General features: G+C 68.1%; 13 protein-coding genes and 2 pseudogenes. 11 read left to right on the top strand and 4 right to left on the bottom strand.

Annotated features, from left to right (window positions below):
- Positions 1-18 precede the first annotated feature (18 nt).
- On the bottom strand, positions 19-1,065 hold the full coding sequence (locus ACQ858_RS01660) for a histone deacetylase family protein (RefSeq protein ID WP_431275127.1): 1,047 nt from the start codon (positions 1,063-1,065) through the stop codon (positions 19-21).
- Between the two features lie 370 nt (positions 1,066-1,435).
- Positions 1,436-7,255, bottom strand: a complete 5,820-nt coding sequence (uvrA, locus tag ACQ858_RS01655; protein WP_431276762.1) for an excinuclease ABC subunit UvrA — start codon at positions 7,253-7,255, stop codon at positions 1,436-1,438.
- A gap of 161 nt (positions 7,256-7,416) precedes the next feature.
- Between uvrA and ACQ858_RS01650 the strand changes: the two genes are divergently transcribed.
- The 11 genes and pseudogenes from ACQ858_RS01650 to ACQ858_RS01600 all read left to right on the top strand — a co-directional run bounded on the left by ACQ858_RS01650 (position 7,417) and on the right by ACQ858_RS01600 (position 15,780).
- Positions 7,417-8,331, top strand: a complete 915-nt coding sequence (locus ACQ858_RS01650) for a LysR family transcriptional regulator (protein ID WP_431275126.1) — start codon at positions 7,417-7,419, stop codon at positions 8,329-8,331.
- A gap of 142 nt (positions 8,332-8,473) precedes the next feature.
- Positions 8,474-8,890, top strand: coding sequence for a malonate transporter subunit MadL (gene madL, locus ACQ858_RS01645; RefSeq protein WP_431275125.1), 417 nt, complete (start codon positions 8,474-8,476; stop codon positions 8,888-8,890).
- Positions 8,891-8,910: 20 nt separating this feature from the next.
- A pseudogene (gene madM, locus ACQ858_RS01640) lies at positions 8,911-9,674 on the top strand (malonate transporter subunit MadM).
- A gap of 9 nt (positions 9,675-9,683) precedes the next feature.
- Positions 9,684-11,366, top strand: a complete 1,683-nt coding sequence (mdcA, locus tag ACQ858_RS01635; RefSeq protein ID WP_431275124.1) for a malonate decarboxylase subunit alpha — start codon at positions 9,684-9,686, stop codon at positions 11,364-11,366.
- 14 nt (positions 11,367-11,380) lie between these two features.
- Positions 11,381-11,722 (top strand): malonate decarboxylase acyl carrier protein, encoded by a 342-nt coding sequence (gene mdcC, locus ACQ858_RS01630; protein WP_431275123.1) that lies wholly within the window; start codon positions 11,381-11,383, stop codon positions 11,720-11,722.
- Positions 11,719-12,597 (top strand): biotin-independent malonate decarboxylase subunit beta, encoded by an 879-nt coding sequence (locus ACQ858_RS01625; RefSeq protein ID WP_431275122.1) that lies wholly within the window; start codon positions 11,719-11,721, stop codon positions 12,595-12,597. Before mdcC ends, ACQ858_RS01625 begins: the two co-directional genes overlap by 4 nt.
- An 11-nt stretch (positions 12,598-12,608) precedes the next feature.
- The gene (locus ACQ858_RS01620) at positions 12,609-13,310 is read left to right on the top strand and encodes a biotin-independent malonate decarboxylase subunit gamma (protein ID WP_431275121.1); all 702 of its coding nucleotides are present in this window, start codon (positions 12,609-12,611) and stop codon (positions 13,308-13,310) included.
- Between the two features lie 8 nt (positions 13,311-13,318).
- Positions 13,319-13,513, top strand: a pseudogene (locus tag ACQ858_RS01615) (malonate decarboxylase holo-[acyl-carrier-protein] synthase); the annotation flags it as partial.
- Entirely contained in the window at positions 13,434-13,997 is a 564-nt protein-coding gene (gene mdcG / locus ACQ858_RS01610; RefSeq protein WP_431276761.1) for a malonate decarboxylase holo-[acyl-carrier-protein] synthase, read from the top strand. The pseudogene ACQ858_RS01615 and the gene mdcG, both read left to right, overlap by 80 nt.
- Complete coding sequence (gene mdcB, locus ACQ858_RS01605; protein WP_431276760.1) at positions 13,994-14,881, top strand: triphosphoribosyl-dephospho-CoA synthase MdcB; 888 nt, start codon at positions 13,994-13,996, stop codon at positions 14,879-14,881. Before mdcG ends, mdcB begins: the two co-directional genes overlap by 4 nt.
- The gene (locus ACQ858_RS01600; protein WP_431275120.1) at positions 14,878-15,780 is read left to right on the top strand and encodes a malonate decarboxylase subunit epsilon; all 903 of its coding nucleotides are present in this window, start codon (positions 14,878-14,880) and stop codon (positions 15,778-15,780) included. Before mdcB ends, ACQ858_RS01600 begins: the two co-directional genes overlap by 4 nt.
- 125 nt (positions 15,781-15,905) lie before the next feature.
- On the opposite strand, the gene ACQ858_RS01595 is transcribed toward ACQ858_RS01600, so the two are convergent.
- Both ACQ858_RS01595 and ACQ858_RS01590 read right to left on the bottom strand, forming a co-directional pair.
- Positions 15,906-17,237 (bottom strand): sensor histidine kinase, encoded by a 1,332-nt coding sequence (locus ACQ858_RS01595; RefSeq protein ID WP_431275119.1) that lies wholly within the window; start codon positions 17,235-17,237, stop codon positions 15,906-15,908.
- A 122-nt stretch (positions 17,238-17,359) separates the two neighbouring features.
- A complete protein-coding gene (locus tag ACQ858_RS01590) occupies positions 17,360-18,025 on the bottom strand; it encodes a response regulator transcription factor (RefSeq protein ID WP_431275118.1) in 666 nt (221 codons plus the stop codon).
- Positions 18,026-18,078 lie beyond the last annotated feature (53 nt).

Raw genomic sequence — 18,078 nt, 5'->3', positions numbered from 1 at the left:
CATGCGCGCGGGCCCGGTTCAGCCCGCGCACTGCATGAAACCCTCGAGCACGTTCACCGCGTTCGCACCCACCTCCGCCACCGCATAGCCGCCTTCGAAGACGAAGACGGTGGGCACACCGGCGCGCGCGAGGTCCTCGCCGATGCGCAGATAGTCGGGCGTAGCGAGCGTGAAGCCCGCGATCGGGTCGCCTTCGAAAGTGTCGAGGCCAAGTGACACGACAAGCGCGCCGGCCTTGAACTCCGCGATGCCACCCAGGGCCTCCTTCAGCGCCTCGCGCCACCGCGCGAAACCCGTACCGCGTGGCAACGGGAGATTGCGGTTGAAGCCCAGTCCATCGCCCGCGCCGCGCTCGTCCGCATAGCCAAGGTAGTAGGGATATTCGGTATGCGGATCGCCGTGGATGCTGGTGAACTGCACATCGGCGCGGTCATAGAAGATGGCCTGCGTGCCGTTGCCGTGGTGGTAGTCGATGTCGAGCACAGCGACGCGCTCCACGCCCGCATCGCGCAATGCCTGCGCCGCAATGGCCGCGTTGTTGAGGAAGCAGTAGCCGCCGAAGAAATCCACGCCGGCGTGATGCCCCGGTGGGCGCGTCAGCGCGAAGGCGGCACGCTCGCCGCGCAGCACGTGCGCGGCGGCGGTCAGCGCGCAGAAGCCGCCCGCGCGGGCGGCCAGCCAGGTCCCGGCAGTCAGCGGCGTACCCGCGTCGTACGAGAACAGGCCCATGCGCGCCGCGAAGCTCGCGGGCAGCACGTCGGAGCGGAAAGTGCGGATCGGCCAGTACGAAGGCAGCGCGTCGCGTTCGACGTTGGCGGGGTCCAGCGCGATCCATTCGCTCCATGCACCGGCAAGGAAGTCGAGGTAACGCTGTGAATGAACGCGCGCAAATGCGGATTCGCCCGATTCAACCGGCGCTTCGATGGGCCCGAGGTTGCGCTCCTGCAATTCGCGAAGCACATAGTCGGCACGGGCCGGGACCTCGAAGCACGGCACCAGCTCGCCACGGAACATCTCCACCTTGCCGTGGTGGACCATGTGGAGGTTGTTGAAGACGGTGAGCATGGCGATAGGGTAGCGCCTGTCTTTCCGCTGGACCAATGGGCCCTCTGGTGGGTGGGGGTTCTGAAGTCGGGGGCGGTGGGGAAAAACTGTCCACCTCCACGGCGGTCGTCGGGGAGCGGACCGCGACGTCGGACCCGAACAATTCGTTGATCAACCACTGAGCCCGGTCTGCGATGCGGCGCTGCGGGCGCCTCTGCGCCGCCGAGGAGCGCAGCCTTTCGCGGATCAGGGCTCGCGCTTGTTTGAGCGAAGCGAGTTTGCGCGAGCCCCCGCGAAAGGCGAGCACCGCAGGGCAGCCGCGAAGCGGCCGGCGCAGTGAAGCTCGCAGCGCCGCACCGCAGACCGGGCGGACGCCCCAGGGACAACGGAATCAGGCCTCCCGCCGCAACCCTCGGCCAGATTCTTCCGCAACAGGCATCGGCACGACCACATTCGCCGAACGCGCCGCGCGAGCCAGCACGGGCGCCAGAGCCACACCCGTGTGCGTCCGAAGGGCCACGACGTCCTCAGGCGGCGCAGCGGCCACGATGCGCCCACCCGCATTGCCGCCCTCGGGCCCCAGGTCGATCAGCCAGTCCGCCTCGGCGATCACATCGAGGTCGTGCTCTATCACCACCACGCTGTGCCCGCCGTTCACCAAGCGGTGCAGCACATGGATCAGCTTCTCGACGTCGGCCATATGCAACCCGACCGTCGGCTCATCAAGCACATAGAGCGTGTGCGGCGTCTTGTTGCCGCGTCGCGTGACGTCGTCTCGCACCTTGCTCAACTCCGTCACGAGCTTGATCCGCTGCGCCTCGCCACCCGACAACGTCGGCGAAGGCTGCCCCAGCGTGAGATACCCCAGCCCCACATCCTTCAGCAACTGCAACGGGTGGCTGATGTTCGGCATCGAGGCGAAGAATTGCACCGCCTCATCCACCTCCATCTGCAACACATCGCCGATGCTCTTGCCGCGCCAGCTCACCGCCAGCGTCTCGGGATTGAAGCGGGCGCCGTGGCACACCTCGCAAGGCACCTTCACATCGGGCAGGAAGCTCATCTCGATCGTGCGGACGCCCGCGCCTTCGCAACCGGGACAACGGCCCTCGCCCGTGTTGAAGCTGAAACGCGCCGGACCATAGCCCCGCGCCTTCGCTTCCAGCGTGTCCGCGAACAGCTTGCGGATCGTGTCCCAGAAGCCGATGTAGGTCGCCGGACAACTGCGCGGCGTCTTGCCGATCGGCGTCTGGTCGACTTCGAGCACGCGGTCGATGGTCTCGTAGCCTTCCACCGCGCGGCACCCGGCCCATGCGGGACGCTTGCCCGCCGCATCCGCGTCGCGGCCCGCCTTCGTCATGCGCTGCGCCACGACGGCATGGACATTGGCCAGCAGCACATCGCGCGCCAGCGTCGACTTGCCCGACCCGCTCACGCCCGTCACCGCGACCAGCCGCTTCAGCGGCAACGACACCGTCACGTCCTGAAGGTTGTGCATGTCGGCGCCACGCACCGTGAGCCAGTCCGGCGCACCCGGTTCGGGCGAAGGCACCGGCCGCCGCGCCTGCAGCGGATGCTTGATCGCGTCGCGCAGATAGCGCCCGGTCTGCGAATCGTTCGCCGCCTGGATATCGGCCACCGTGCCCTCCGCCACCAGACGCCCACCGCGCTTGCCCGCACTCGGGCCGATGTCGATGATGTGATCGGCCCGGCGGATCGTGTCCTCGTCGTGCTCCACCACCACCAGCGTGTTGCCCTTGTCGCCCAGCTTGTGCAGCGCATCGAGCAGGATCTGGTTGTCGCGCGCATGCAGGCCGATCGTGGGCTCGTCGAGCACATAGCAGACGCCCTGCAGGTTGCTGCCGAGCTGCGCCGCGAGCCGGATGCGCTGCGCCTCGCCACCGCTCAGCGTCGGTGCACCGCGATCGAGCGTGAGATAGCCGAGCCCCACCTCTTCGAGGAACTCGAGCCGGCTTCGGATCTCGGGCACCAGGTCGCGCGCGATCTCCGCTTCACGCCCGGAAAGCTGCAAGCCTTCGAACCACATGCGGATGTCGCTCACGCTCATGCGCGCCAGTTGGGTGATGCCGATGCCGCCATCGCCCGATGCATCCGAAGCACCGAAAAGCACCGCGCGCGCGGTCGCGTTGAGCCGGGTGCCCTCGCAGGTCGGGCACACCACGTCGCCCACGTCCTCGGCTTCCGGCTCCGCGAAGGTCTGCTCGCGCCCCTTCTGGTCGTCGGCCATCACCGAGTCGTCGTAGACCTTGCGCTGCTCCTTCGTGAGCTTGACGCCCGTGCCCACGCAATCGGGGCACCAGCCGTGCTTGCTGTTGTAGGAGAACAGGCGCGGATCGAGCTCCGCATAGCTGGTGCTGCACACCGGGCATGCGCGCAGGGTCGAGAAGACATGCGAGCGCCCGATCCCGCCGGTCGGCGCACCGGCCATCATTGCGCCGCGCAGGCCGGCGAGGTCGCTCAGCACGTGCACCACGCCCTTGCCATGCTCCAGCGCACGCGCGAGCGCCTGCCGCAATTCCGTTTCCTGCGAGGGGAGCACATCGAGGCTCGCCACCGGCAGCTCGATGGTGTGCTCCTTGAAGCGGTCGATGCGCGGGAAGTTCGTGGTCGGCAGGAATTCGCCATCCACCCGCAGATGGGTGTAGCCGCGCGGACGCGCCCAGTCGGCCAGTTCGGTGTAGACGCCCTTGCGGTTGCTCACCAGCGGCGAGAGCAGGCCGATGTGCTGGCCCTTGAAGTTCTTCAGCAGCTGCGCCGCGATGCTGTCTTGTGTCTGCGGCTGCACTGCGGCGCCGTCGTGGATGCAGTGCTGCACGCCGAGCTTGACGTACAGCAGCCGCAGGAAATGCCACACCTCGGTGGTCGTGCCGACCGTGCTCTTGCGGCCACCGCGCGAAAGCCGCTGCTCGATCGCCACCGTCGGCGGTATGCCGTACACCGCATCCACCTCGGGCCGCCCCGCCGGCTGCACGATGCTGCGCGCATAGGCGTTGAGCGATTCGAGATAGCGCCGCTGCCCTTCGTTGAAGAGGATGTCGAAGGCCAGCGTCGACTTGCCCGACCCGCTCACGCCGGTGACCACGCTGAACTTGCCGCGCGGAATGTCGACTGTCAGGTGCTTGAGGTTGTGCTCGCGCGCATTGACGATCTGGATCGCCTCGCGGCCCGGCGCAGGCTGCGCATGCGCGGCGTATTCGCGCGCCGCGCGCTCGGCCACCTTGTAGGCGCCGGGGCCGATCGCCAGTTCGTAGTCGGCCAGCGCCTCGCCGGTCAGCGAGGCGCGGTTCTCGCGCACCTGCTCCGGCGTGCCGACCGCGACGATCTGGCCACCGCCCTCGCCGCCTTCCGGCCCGAGGTCGATGATCCAGTCGCTGGCGCGGATCACGTCGAGGTTGTGTTCGATCACCACCAGCGAATGCCCCGCATCGAGCAGCTTGCGCAGCGCGCGCATCAGGCGCGCGATGTCGTCGAAGTGCAGGCCTGTCGTCGGCTCATCGAAGAGGAAGAGCTGGCCCTTGCGCGCCAGCGGCTGCTTGCTCGCGCTGCCGCTTTTCGCGGCCTCCGCGAGAAAGCCCGCGAGCTTCAGGCGCTGCGCCTCGCCGCCGCTCAGGGTCGGCACCGGCTGGCCGAGCTTGACGTAGTCGAGGCCCACATCGACGATCGGCTGCAGCATGCGCAGCACGTCGCGGTCCGCTTCGAACGTCGCGGCCGCCTCGGCCACGGTGAGTTCGAGCACGTCCGCCACGTTCATGGTGCGGCCCTTGCGCTCGATCGTGACTTCGAGAATCTCCGGGCGATAGCGTTTGCCGTCGCAATCGGGGCAGCGCAGGTACACGTCCGACAGGAACTGCATCTCCACATGCTCGAAGCCCGAGCCGCCGCAGGTCGGGCAGCGCCCGTCGCCGCTGTTGAAGCTGAACTTCGACGAGGTGTAGCCGCGCTGCCGCGACAGCGCCGCGGTCGCGAAGATCTCGCGGATCGCGTCCCACGCGCCCACGTAGCTCGCGGGGTTCGACCGCGCGGTCTTGCCGATCGGCGACTGGTCGACGAACACCACGTCGCTCAGGTGGTCCGCGCCCAGCAGCCGGTCGTGCGCGCCCGGCGATTCGGTCGCGCGGCCGAAGTGCCGCATCAGCGCAGGCGCGAGCACGTCCTGCACCAGCGTGGACTTGCCCGAGCCGCTCACGCCGGTGATGCAGACGAGGCGCGACAGCGGAATCTCCACCGTCACGTCCTTGAGGTTGTGCTCGCGCACGCCTTCCAGGATGAGGCGCGGCGTGTTGTCGCTCACCATGCGGCGGAAGCCCATGCCGATCTGCTTGCGGCCGCCGAGGTACTGGCCGGTCAGCGTGTCGGCGTCGCGCAGCGCATTGGTGGTGCCGTCGAACACCACGCGACCGCCGCGCACCCCGGGGCCCGGCCCCATGTCGATCACGCGGTCCGCCGCGAGCATCACGGCCGGGTCGTGCTCGACCACCACCAGCGTATTACCTGCGTCACGCAGGCGCAGCATCGCCTCGGTGATGCGGTTCATGTCGCGCGGATGCAGGCCGATGCTGGGCTCGTCGAGCACGAAAAGCGTGTTCACCAGCGAGGTGCCGAGCGCGGTCGTGAGGTTGATGCGCTGCACCTCGCCGCCGCTCAGCGTTCGGCTCTGGCGGTCGAGCGTGAGATAGCCGATGCCCACGTCGTGCAGGTAGCGCAACCGCGTCGTGATTTCCTCGAACAGGAGCTTGAGCGCCTGTACGTCGCCTTCGCTCGCGTTGCTGTGGTTGCCATGGCTTTCCATGCCGTCGAAGAAGCGCCGCAGCCGCTCGATCGGCAGCAGCATCAGGTCGTGCAGGCAAAGACCCGGTAGCGATTCGAGCTGCGCGCGCGACCACTTCGCGCCCTGCGGCATGAAGCGCTTCGAGGGTTCGAGCACCGCATCGGCGTCTTCCTTGCTGCCGATGCGCCAGAGCAGGCTTTCGAGCTTGAGGCGTGCGCCCGCGCAGGTCGGGCACGGCGTGTAGCTGCGGTACTTCGACAAGAGCACGCGGATGTGCATCTTGTACGCCTTGCTTTCCAGGTAGCCGAAGAAGCGGCGGATGCCGTACCACTGGCGGCTCCAGTTGCCTTCCTTGTAGTTCGGCGTGCCCTCGATCACCCACTGCTTCTGCTCGTCGGTGAGCTTGTTCCAGGGCGTGTCGCGCGGAATGCCGGCGGCCTCGGCGTGGCGCATGAGATCGTCCTGCGCCTCTTTCCACGCGGGGGTCTGGATGGTCTTGATCGCGCCGGCGCGCAAGGTGAGCTTGTCGTTCGGGATCACGAGCCCGAGATCGACGCCGATCACGCGGCCGAAGCCCCGGCAGGTCTCGCACGCGCCCACGGCCGAGTTGAAGGAGAACATCGACGGGATCGGGTCCGCGTAGCGGATGTCGCTCTCGGGGCAGTGCAAGCCGGTGGAGAACTTCCAGATGGCCGGCTCGGCACCTTCTTCCGCCGCCAGTGCGTAGACGGTGAGCCGCCCGCTGCCGCGCTTGAGCGCCACCTCGATCGCCTCGACCACCCGCGCTCGCTCGGCGCCGGCGATCCGGAAGCGGTCGGCGACCACATCGAGCACCTTGCGCGGCCCGGTCGGCGTCGCGACTTCGCGCTCGGCCTGGATGCGCGTGAAGCCGCTCGCGGAGAGCCATTGCGTCACCTCGTCGGCCGAGGCGCTCGCGGGCAGCTCGACGGCGAAAGTGACCACCACGCGCGGATCGCCCGCGGCAACAGCGCGCGAAACCAGCTCGGCGTAGATCGAATCGGGCGAATCGTGCCGCACCGGCAGCGCAGTCTCGCGATCGAACAACTGCGCCGCGCGCGCGAAGAGCAGCTTGAGGTGATCGTTGAGCTCCGTCATCGTGCCGACGGTCGAACGCGACGAGCGCACCGGGTTCGTCTGGTCGATCGCGATCGCGGGCGGCACGCCCTCGACCTTGTCGACGGCCGGCTTGTCCATGCGGTCGAGGAACTGCCGCGCATAGGCCGAGAAGGTCTCGACGTAGCGACGCTGGCCTTCGGCGTAGAGGGTGTCGAACACCAGGCTCGACTTGCCCGAGCCGCTCGGCCCGGTGACCACCGTCATCTCGCCGGTGCGGATGTCGAGATCGAGGTTCTGGAGGTTGTGCTGGCGTGCGCCGCGAATGCGGATGGAGCCCTGTGTCATGAGTGCCTTGCGGAATGGGGCAGACATTCTAGGAATTCGGGCGCACCTTCGCTTGCGGCGGCCCAAGGTGCTTGCCGGGCGGATCGCTTACACACCGACACACACCCGGCAGCGCCGCAGGCAGCCCACAATCCGGCTCAGATCCGACATCCCGCCAGTTCATGACATTCCTCGTCGACGAAGAAATCACGTTCCGCAAACTGGAGATCCTGCTGGCCTTCATGGAAACCGGCAATCTCGCGCGAACGGCCGAAAAGCTCGACATCAGCACGGTGAGCGTGCATCGCGCGCTGCACTCGCTGGAAACGGGCGCTCGCTGCGCGCTGTTCCGGCTCGAGGGGCGCAACCTGCTGCCCACCGACGCGGCGAGGACGCTGGCCGACGTGGCGCGCGAGGTGGTGCGCACGATGTCGGAAGGCATCCGCGCCACACGCGAAGTGGCGGGCTATTCGGCGGACCGCATCCGCATCGGCTCGCTCTACTCGCTGACCAGCCGCACCGTGCCGAAGGTGATCATGGGCATGAAGCTGCGCAAGCCCGACCTGCACACCGAGCTGGTGCTGGGCTCGAACGCCGACCTGCTGCAGAAGCTGCGCGACGGCGCGGTCGACGCGGTGCTGATGGCGATCCCCGACGACGCGCAGGACGTCGAATCCGAGCCGCTCTTCGAGGACGACATCTTCTTTGCCGCGCCCAGCGGATCGCGCTATGCGGAGATGGTCGAAGTCGACCTCGGCGCCTGCCGGCACGAGCGCTTCGTGAGCCTGTCCGAAGGCTTCGTGACCTACAGCGGCTTCATGGAATCGTTCCGCATCGCGGACTTCACGCCCGAGGTGGTCATGCGCACCGGCGACATCTTCTCGCTGATGAACCTCGTCGCCGGCGGCGTCGGCTACACGCTGCTGCCGGGGCGGGTGCGCGGAGCCTTGCCGCACAACGTGCGGCTGGTGCCGCTGCAGCCTAAATACCTCGTGCGCCAGACCATCGCCGTGAACTTCCTGCGCACGCGCGAGCGCGACCCCAACCTGCTGGCGCTGCTGTCGCTGTGCCGCAGCTCGAAGGCCGAGCTGGCCTGAACCGCTGGCCAAGGGTTAACCCGCGACCGTTTCACGCACCGTAAGCATCGGCGCCCCCCGTTAATTGATCGCGCGGAGGGCCGCCGATAACGTTCGTCTCCACAGCGCCGCGCATTCCGCGCGACACACAAAGGAGACGCCCATGATCATTTTCGGAACCGCCCTGCTGGCCGTGTGCCATCTGCTGGGCATCTTCCTCGGCGACCTGCTCGGGCAGGCGCTCGGCGTGAAGACCAACGTGGGCGGCGTCGGCATCGCGATGCTGCTCCTGATCTTCGCGCGGCTCCACATGCAGAAGCGAAACATGCTGCCCAAGCTGACCGAGCTCGGCGTGGAGTACTGGGGCGCGATGTACATCCCCGTCGTCGTCGCGATGGCGGCGCAGCAGGACATGGTGTCGGCGCTGCGCGGCGGCCCCGTTGCCGTGCTCTCGGCCATCGCCGCGGTGGTGGTCTGCGCCTGCGTCATCGCCGCGATCAACCGATCCGAACGGCCGGAGGCGGAAGCGGAAACGACGCCGAAGCTGCACGACAACCCCTTGCTGACCGAAGCGGAATAACCGGATCGCGGAGCAACACCATGATCGACATCCTCGAAAAAGCCGCCCTCCAGAACGGCCTCGTGACCGCCTTCGCGGTGGTCGGCCTCGTCATCCTGGTCTCGGGCCAGATCTCGCGCCGGCTGACCTTCGGCCGCGTGCACGGCTCGGCCATCGCGATCGTGATCGGCCTCGCGCTCGCCTACTGGGGCGGCACGCAGACCGGCGGCCACAAGGGCCTCGCCGACATGTCGCTGTTCGGCGGCATCGGCTTGATGGGCGGCGCGATGCTGCGCGACTTCGCGATCGTGGCGACCGCCTTCGAAGTGCAGGCCACCGAAGCGCGCAAGGCCGGGTTGATCGGCGCGGTGTCGCTGCTGCTGGGCACCGTGCTGCCCTTCGTCGTCGGCGCGGCCATCGCGTGGAGCTTCGGCTACTCGGACGCAGTGAGCATGACCACCATCGGCGCGGGCGCGGTCACGTACATCGTCGGCCCCGTGACCGGTGCGGCCATCGGCGCAAGCCCCGACGTGATGGCGCTGAGCATCGCGACGGGGCTGGTGAAAGCCATCATCGTGATGGTGGGCACGCCGATCGCGGCGCGCTTTCTGGCCTTGAAGACACCGCGCTCGGCGATGGTCTTCGGCGGCCTCGCAGGCACCGTGAGCGGCGTGTCCGCCGGGCTCGCCGCCACCGACCGGAAGCTGGTGCCCTACGGCGCACTGGTCGCCACCTTCCACACCGGCCTCGGCTGCCTGATGGGGCCGTCGGTGCTGTTTTTGCCACCAGGGCCCTGGTGGGTTGAGGAATCCCCATGGATCGAATGAACTGGAACACCAAGGCCGGGAACCGCGCCGCGCGCCTCGCGCGAGCGGCCAACGCACTCGGCGCCGACCTCGTCGGCAAGCGCGTCGCCACCGAGGCGGTCGGCAAGCTGCTGGAGGCCGTGTTGGCGCCGGGCGACCGCGTCTGCCTCGAAGGCAACAACCAGAAGCAGGCCGACTTCCTGGCGCGCGCGCTGGTGGAGCTCGATCCGGCGAAGGTGCACGGCCTGCACATGGTGCAGTCGGTGCTCGCGCTGCCGGAGCATCTGGACGTGTTCGAGAACGGCATCGCGGCGCGGCTCGACTTCAGCTTCTCGGGTCCGCAAGGCGGGCGGCTGGCCAAGCTGGTGTCGGCGGGACGCATCGAGATCGGCGCGATCCACACATACCTTGAACTGTTCGCGCGCTACTTCGTCGACCTCACGCCGCAGGTGGCGCTGGTCGCGGCGCACGCGGCCGATGCAGAGGGCAATCTCTACACCGGCCCCAACACCGAGGACACGCCGGTCATCGCGGAAGCCACCGCCTTCTCGGGCGGCATCCTGATCGCGCAGGTCAACGAACTGGTCGACGGCCAGACCACCACGCTGCCGCGCGTCGATATTCCCGCCGACTGGGTGTCCTTCGTCGTCAAGGCACCGCGGCCCAACTTCATCGAGCCGCTGTTCACACGCGACCCGGCGCAGATCAGCGAGATCCAGGTGCTGATGGCGATGATGGCGATCAAGGGCATCTACGCCGAATACGGCGTGCAGCGGCTCAACCACGGCATCGGCTTCGACACCGCCGCCATCGAGCTGCTGCTGCCGACCTATGCCGAATCACTCGGCCTCAAGGGAAAGATCTGCAGGCACTGGGCGCTCAACCCGCATCCGGCGCTGATTCCCGCGATCGAGGCGGGCTGGGTCGAGTCGGTGCACTCCTTCGGCTCGGAGCTGGGCATGGAGGACTACATCCGCGCGCGCTCCGATGTGTTCTTCACCGGCCCCGACGGCAGCCTGCGCAGCAACCGTGCGCTGTGCCGGGCGGCCGGCCACTATGCCTGCGACCTGTTCATCGGCTCGACCCTGCAGATCGACCTTGACGGCAACAGCTCGACCGCGACCCTGGGCCGCATCGCCGGCTTCGGCGGTGCGCCCAACATGGGCGCCGATGCGCGCGGGCGCCGCCATGCGAGCCCGGCCTGGCTCAAGGCAGGCCAGCAGGCCCGCGCCGGCCGCCGCGGCGCCGCCGGCACGCCGCGCGGGCAGAAGCTGGTGGTCCAGATGGTCGAGACCTTCCGCGAGCACATGCAGCCGGCCTTCGTCGACCGGCTCGATGCGTGGACCCTGCAGGAGAAGGCCGGCATGGACCTGCCGCCGATCATGATCTACGGCGACGACGTCACGCACGTCCTCACCGAGGAAGGCATCGCGAACCTGCTGATGTGCCGCAGCGACGCGGAGCGCGAGCAAGCGATCCGCGGCGTGGCCGGCTACACCGCGATCGGCCTGGGCCGCGACCGCCGCGCGGTGGAGAACCTGCGCGACCGCGGCGTGATCCGCCGGCCGGAAGACCTCGGCATCGACCCGCGCGAGGCCACGCGCAACCTGCTGGCCGCGCGGAGCATGCGCGACCTGGTGCGTGCATCGGGCGGCCTGTATCAGCCGCCCAAGCGATTCAGAAACTGGTGATCGGGAGAACGAACATGACCATTCCTGCGGGGCTCGAAGCCCTCGATTTCTCATTCGCCGGCACGCGCCCGGCCGGTGCCTTCGCACCGGTACTGGTGGGCGTTGTCGGCTCGGGCAATCTGGAGGTGCTGCTCGAAGCGGCTGGCGGCGAAGGCTGCACCGTCCGCATCGAGACCTCGGCGCGCGGCTTCGGGCCGATCTGGGAAGCCGTGCTCGGCGACTTCCACGACCGCCATCCGCTGGCCGGCGTTCGCATCTCGATCAACGACATGGGCGCGACGCCGGCCGTCGTGAGCCTGCGGCTCGACCAGGCCGTGGCCGAACTGCCGGGCGCCGCGCAAGGAGGACGGCCATGATCAGCTACGCCGAATGTTCCGCGCGCGAGCGTCTCGCGCAGGTGCTCGATGCCGGCAGCTTCCATGAATGGCTGCCGCCCGACGAACGGCTCACCAGCCCGCATCTCGCGCAGCTCGGCGTGCCTTCGTCCTTCGACGATGGTGTCGCGATCGGCCGCGCGAAGCTCGGCGGGCTGGATGTGTTCGTGGCGGCGCAGGAAGGCGCCTTCATGGGCGGCGGCGTGGGCGAGGTGCATGGCGCCAAGCTGGTGGGCCTGCTGCGGCGCGCCCTGCGCGACCGCCCGGCTGCCGTGCTGCTGCTGGCCGAATCGGGCGGCGTGCGGCTGCACGAGGCCAACGCCGGGCTGATCGCGGTGTCGGAAGTCATGCGCGCCGTGCTCGACGTGCGCGCGGCCGGCGTGCCGGTGATCACGCTGATCGGCGGCGCCAACGGCTGCTTCGGCGGCATGGGCATCGTCGCGCGCTGCACCGACCACATCGTGATGAGCGATGTCGGGCGGCTCGCCATGTCGGGCCCCGAAGTGATCGAAGCCTCGTTCGGCGTGGAGGAGTTCGATTCACGCGACCGCGCCCTCGTGTGGCGAACGACCGGCGGCAAGCACCGCTGGCTCACCGCCGATTGCGACGCGCTCGTCGAGGACGACGTCGCGGCGTTCCGCGCGGCGGCGCTCGATGCGGTCGGTGCGGCGGAGCCCGTGACGCTCGACGCGCTCGAACGCGAACACGCCCTGCTCGCTGCGCGCCTGCGCCTGTTGCCGCCCGCGGACGAAGGCGGCGACGACGCCATCGCGCTGTGGTCGCGCCTGGGCATCGCCGACGCCGCGCGCATTCCCGAACTGGACGTGGCCGCCGTGCGCGCGCTGCGTCCCGCATGAGGAGCGAAACGATGGAATGGAATCTTCTCGCCACCCGGCTCTTCGGCGCCGACCATGGCATCGCCGCCGACGGCGACTTCCTGCACGGCACCGTGCGCTTCGAGGGCCGGCCGATCACGGTGGTCGGCACCACGAACCATGCGCCCATCGGCGTGCGGCTGGCGCTCGCGCAAGCGCGTGTGGTGCTCGACACCGTCGCACGGCATCCTGAGCGGCCGATCCTGCTCTTCATCGACACGCAGGGCCAGCAACTGCGCCGGCGCGACGAACTGCTCGGCATCAACCGCGCCATGGCGCACCTCGGCGAAAGCATCGATCTCGCGCGGCGGCGCGGCCATCGCGTGATCGGGCTGGTGTACGACCAGGCGTTGTCCGGCGGCTTCATCACCTCGGGCCTGATCGCCGACGCCTGCTATGCGCTGCCCGAAGCCGAGATCCGCGTGATGCGCATCCCGGCGATGGCGCGCGTGACCAAGCTGCCCGAGGACATGCTCGAATCGCTGTCGAAGTCGAATCCCGTGTTCGCACCCGGTGTCGCGAACTACGTCGCGATGGGCGGCGTGCGCGGCTTGTGGCGCGGTGACCTTGCCGCCGAATTGCGCGACGCGCTGGCCCACACGCCGCAGGTCGACACGCGCGCCATCGACGGCGCCGAGCGCGGTGGACGCCGAATGGCCGCCGCTGTCGCGCAACGCGTGCTCGACGCGGCCTGAGGCTCGCCATGATGCCGCTGCGCCGTCACCGGCTGGCCTTTCTCTCGGACGCGGGCTGGGCCGGCGTCCGCGCGCGCGCGTGGGACGCACAGGCACAGGCCTGCATCGACCACTGGGCCGCGCATCGCCTGCCGTTGGTCGTCACGCGCCAGCCGCAAGCCGAGTCGGACGAAGGTCGGATCGCGCTCGGCCTGCCGGCGCCATTGCAATGGGATCGGCGACGCCTCGCGATCCACGTGCCCCGCAGCGCGCTGGCCTGGTTCGATGAATTCCCGCGCGCAGAAGAAGCCGCGAGCCTGCTGCCGCGCATTCCGCGCGCTGCACTGGCGAACGCTGGGCCGGAAACTCGCAGCCTGCGATGCCTCCGTGCGAGTCTACGGCGCCTACGGCTGGCAGTTGCTGACCGGACTCCCCTGTGTCCGCGAGAGCTCCGACATCGACGTGTGGATCGGCGTGCGCGACGCCGAGCAGGCGGATGCCGTCGCTCATCACCTCGAAGCCTTCGCGCCCCGCCATCCGCGGCTCGACGGCGAACTGGTCTTCGAGGACGGCACCGCCGTCGCATGGCGCGAATGGCATGCATGGCGCGCGGGCCGGGCGCGGCACCTGCTCGTGAAGCGATTGCACGGCGCATCGATGGCGGATGCGTCCTTCCTGCGCGCGGAGCCGCTGGAGATGGCGGCATGACCGCGCTCGCCCTGCCGCGCGCGGCCCATGGGACGCAGCGGGCGACGCATGCGCTGCGCCTCACCGCCGCCGACATCGGCCGCGCCGCAACGCTCGCGCTGCACGATGAACTCGAGCTCGCTCCCAAACCGGGGCTGGTGTCCTTCATCGACAGCGGCAGCCATGACGACATGGACGCGCACACCTTCATGCAGAGTCTCTTCGCGCTGCGCCACTACTTCGTGCAGATCGCGGTCCTGGGCGAAGCACACGCGCCCTTCGAAGCACTGGAGCGCTGCGGCATCGCGGCGGAAGCACGCATGCTCGCGGCCACTGGCGGCATCAACACGCATCGGGGTGCGGTCTTCACGCTCGGCCTTCTTTGCGCATCGGCGGGTGCCTTGGTGCGCGACGGGCAAGCACCCTGCCCGGCTGCGCTGCGCGCGTCGCTGCGTCGGCATTGGGGCGATGCGCTCGGTGCGCGCAGCCGCCGCGTATCGATGCTGCCCGGCGGCATTGCCGCGCGCCGATACGGCTTGCGCAGCGCGTCGGAAGAGGCGGCGCTCGGATTCCCGGTGCTGTTCGACATCGCCGTGCCGGCACTCGCTGCGGCAACCCGGCGCGGGCTGGACTCGCAACGTGCGCGCCTCGACACGCTGTTCACGACCATGGCATCGCTCGACGACAGCAACCTCGCGCATCGAGGCGGCCTCGCGGGCTTGCAGCACGCACGGCACGCCGCGCGCAGCTATCTCGAACGCGGTGGCGCGGGGGCCGACGAACACCTTGAAGCCGCATGGACCCTCCATCGCGACTTCGTGGCACGGCGTTTGTCACCCGGCGGCGCGGCCGACACGCTCGCAGCCGCCTGCTGGATGCGACGGGTCTGCGAACGACACGCATGAGCTACGCGCTGATCTTCTCGGGCCAGGGCATGCAGCATCCCGCCATGCTGGCCTGGCTGGCGGAAGATGACGTGCTGCGAAGCGTGCAACGCCGACTGGGCCACGACTGGCGCGAGCGCCTGCGCGATCCGGATTGGGCGGGCCGCAATGCGAACGCTCAACTGCTGCTCACCGGGGCGGGGCTCGCCGCATGGACTGCACTTGCGCCGCACGTGCCCGCCCCCGCGGTCGTCGCGGGCTACAGCGTCGGCGAAGTGGCGGCTTTCGCGGTCGCCGGTGTCTTTGACGCACCGACCGCCATCGAGCTGGTGCAGCAGCGCGCGGATCGGATGGACCGCGAGGCCGAACGATGCGCCTGCGGTCTGATCGCGGTGCGCGGACTCGGAGCCGAAGTGCTCGATCGCCTGTGCGCGGATCTCGGCCTTGCAGTGGCGATTCGCAACGACCCGGTCAGCGTGGTCCTCGGCGGCCCCAGGGCAGCGCTCGCATCAGCGGCCGATGCGGCGCAAGGTCTCGGCGGCCACGTCACGCGGCTGAATGTCCACGTCGCATCCCACACGCCGTGGATGAGCGACGCGGCGCGCTCCTTCGAGGTCCTGCTCGCCGCGCGCACGCTCGAAGCGCCCCGACTCCCCTTGCTCAGCAACGTCGGCGGCCGCGTCCGCGATGCCGATCAGGCCAGGGCCGCCCTCGCGCGCCAGATCGACCACACCGTGCGCTGGGACGAGTGCATGGAAGGCATCGCGTCACGTCGCGTGCGATGCGTGCTCGAGATCGGTCCCGGGCAGGCACTGGCGCGCATGTGGAATGCCCGGTACGCGGACATCCCCGCGCGGTCGGCGGATGAATTCCGCAGCATCGAGGGGGTGATCGGCTGGATCGAGCGGCACACCGGCTGACAGAGTTCCGCCGCGTTTCTGTGGATAAGGTTGTGGGTTGTGCGAGGATGGCCGCACAGGAGCCCAGAATTCATGCGGGTTGCGGCTGGATTGCCCGCAAAACGGGCAACCCCTGCGCCCCATGGTCAAACCAGGTCCGATTCGGGCGGAAGCGCCGCATCATCCTCGATGAACTCGGCCGGAACCCACACCCTGAAGACTGTTCCTCGGCCGGCCTTTGATTGCACTTCCACCCGATAGCCCAGCCGGTCCGCAAATCGTTTCACGATCGCCAGTCCCAGTCCGACGCCTTGGCCGGCGACACGATCGCCCGTGTCATTCTCTCGATGGAACGCCTGAAAGATCCTCTCATGTGCTTCGGGGTCGATGCCTGGCCCCTGATCCCACACCTCCAGCGCCAGAAATGCGCCCCGTCGTCTTGCGCCAATCAGAACGCCGCCCCGGGTGTGCTTGAATGCATTCGAGGCCAGGTTCTCCAGAATGCGCAGGAGCATCGACGGATCGGTCCGAATGAAGACGGGGGATCTACGAAAGCGCAACGCGATGTTGTCGCGCGCCGACATCTTCTCGAAACTCAGGTCCAACTTCTGGAACAGCGATTGGATGCCGGTACGCTGAAGCCGGGCATCAAGATCCATCGATTCGATGCGGGCGAAATCCAGAACTCGATCGATATAGGCCTGCAAGTCATTGAGTTCCTGCCCAAGCCGCTCAAGCGGCCGCGCGGCCTCGGCGACCCCTCTTGTGGTCTCCATGACACATGAAACCCAGAGCTTGGCCGCATGCAGGCGCTGCCGGAAATCGTGACTGGCTTCAGAAAAGAACTCCGAGCGGGTTTCGAGCGTCCTGCAAGTCATGTCCTTCAATTCCAACTCTGCATTGATGATCCGCAGTTCACTCAACGCGCGCTCGAGTTCGGCGCCTCTGGCAAGTTGCGAATTGACCTGTATGACCGACACGAAGACGTTCAGCCAGATGACGGCAGCCACGCTGAGATTCAAAACGACGAGCGCCCCCCAAGTCGCAGCCCCTCCCACCCCCAGCGCATAGGAAAGGGCACTCCAGAGCGCGACGTAATAGGCCATGGAAGTCACCGGCGTCACGGGCCACATGCCTGTCATCGAGATCGAGATCGAAAGAAAGCCAGTGAACAGGACGAGCTCCCGCATCGTCACACCGGACCCCACGAACAACGTCGTCGTCCAGACCCAGAACGCGCAGCCAATGGCGCTGCTCAACAGGGGCAAGCACTGAAGCACGAGGGACTTCGCAATCGCGGAAGGCGGCAGCCTGTAGAGCGGTACGAATATCAGCAGGCGCAATACCCAGCTCGCGAGAAACACTCCGGCCCATTGCCGGATGACCTGGGACGCGAGCAAGGGATAGGAAGCGTGGACGACAACGAGCCCGATGACCGTAGCCCAGTTCACGACCTTCTGTACAGCGAACGCACGCATCGCCAAGCGCCTGTGCATCGGAGTGGCCGTGAGCAGAAAGCGAACATGTCCCTGGCTCCCAGGCGATTGCGACGGGTTCGTGGCCGCCGCAGCAGCTCCGGGAACTGTATGGGCGGCCCGGCTCATCTCGCCACGCCCTGAACGCCGCCACCCAACGTCAACAGACCAAACCGAAGCGCCCGCTGCACCGCATGCGCGCGCGACCTGACCTCCAGGGCATCCATGGCCGATTCGATGTGGTAGTTCACCGTGCCGACGTGCAGGCCAAGAATCCGCGCGATCTCCTTTGTCGTCTTTCCCTGGCTCACGAGTTGGAGGCATTCCGTCTGGCGTGCGGTGAGACGAGGGTTGTCTGCGGATGACTGCGAGGCAGTCGCGGAAGGGAACGCCTTGCCACCTGCGAGCGCGGCGTCCAATGCGCGAACCAGCTCCTCGATGTCCATCGCCTTCAGGATGTAGCCCTGAAAGCCATCCGCCGCGATCTGCGCCACGTAGTCGCCGCGCTGGGTCCCGGTCAACACGCAAGTGATCGGCGCCAGGCCAAGCTGCTTGATCTCCATGGCGAGCGACAGGCCGACGGCACCCGGCACGTCGAGGTCCAGAAGAATCAGCCCCCACCGATGCGGCTGCGAGCGGAGCGCCTGGAGCGCCTGCTCTGCCGTCTGGCACACGTGGATCGAGGCGACACGGGCGTTGCGGGACAACTTGTCCGCAGTCGCCTCGGAAACGACCGGCTGGTCCTCGATGAAGAGAACATCAATCATTGTTTTATCTCCCTGTTCAAGCAACCGAAGTCCCGAATCCGCGCGCTCCCTCGGAAGGCCCTGGTAATCGTCACTAG

It is taken from the genome of Variovorax ureilyticus (assembly GCF_050632185.1).
GTDB lineage: Bacteria > Pseudomonadota > Gammaproteobacteria > Burkholderiales > Burkholderiaceae_C > Variovorax > Variovorax ureilyticus_A.
Note: the sequence above shows the minus strand (reverse complement) of the source record. Positions and strands in the feature narration are given on the sequence as shown.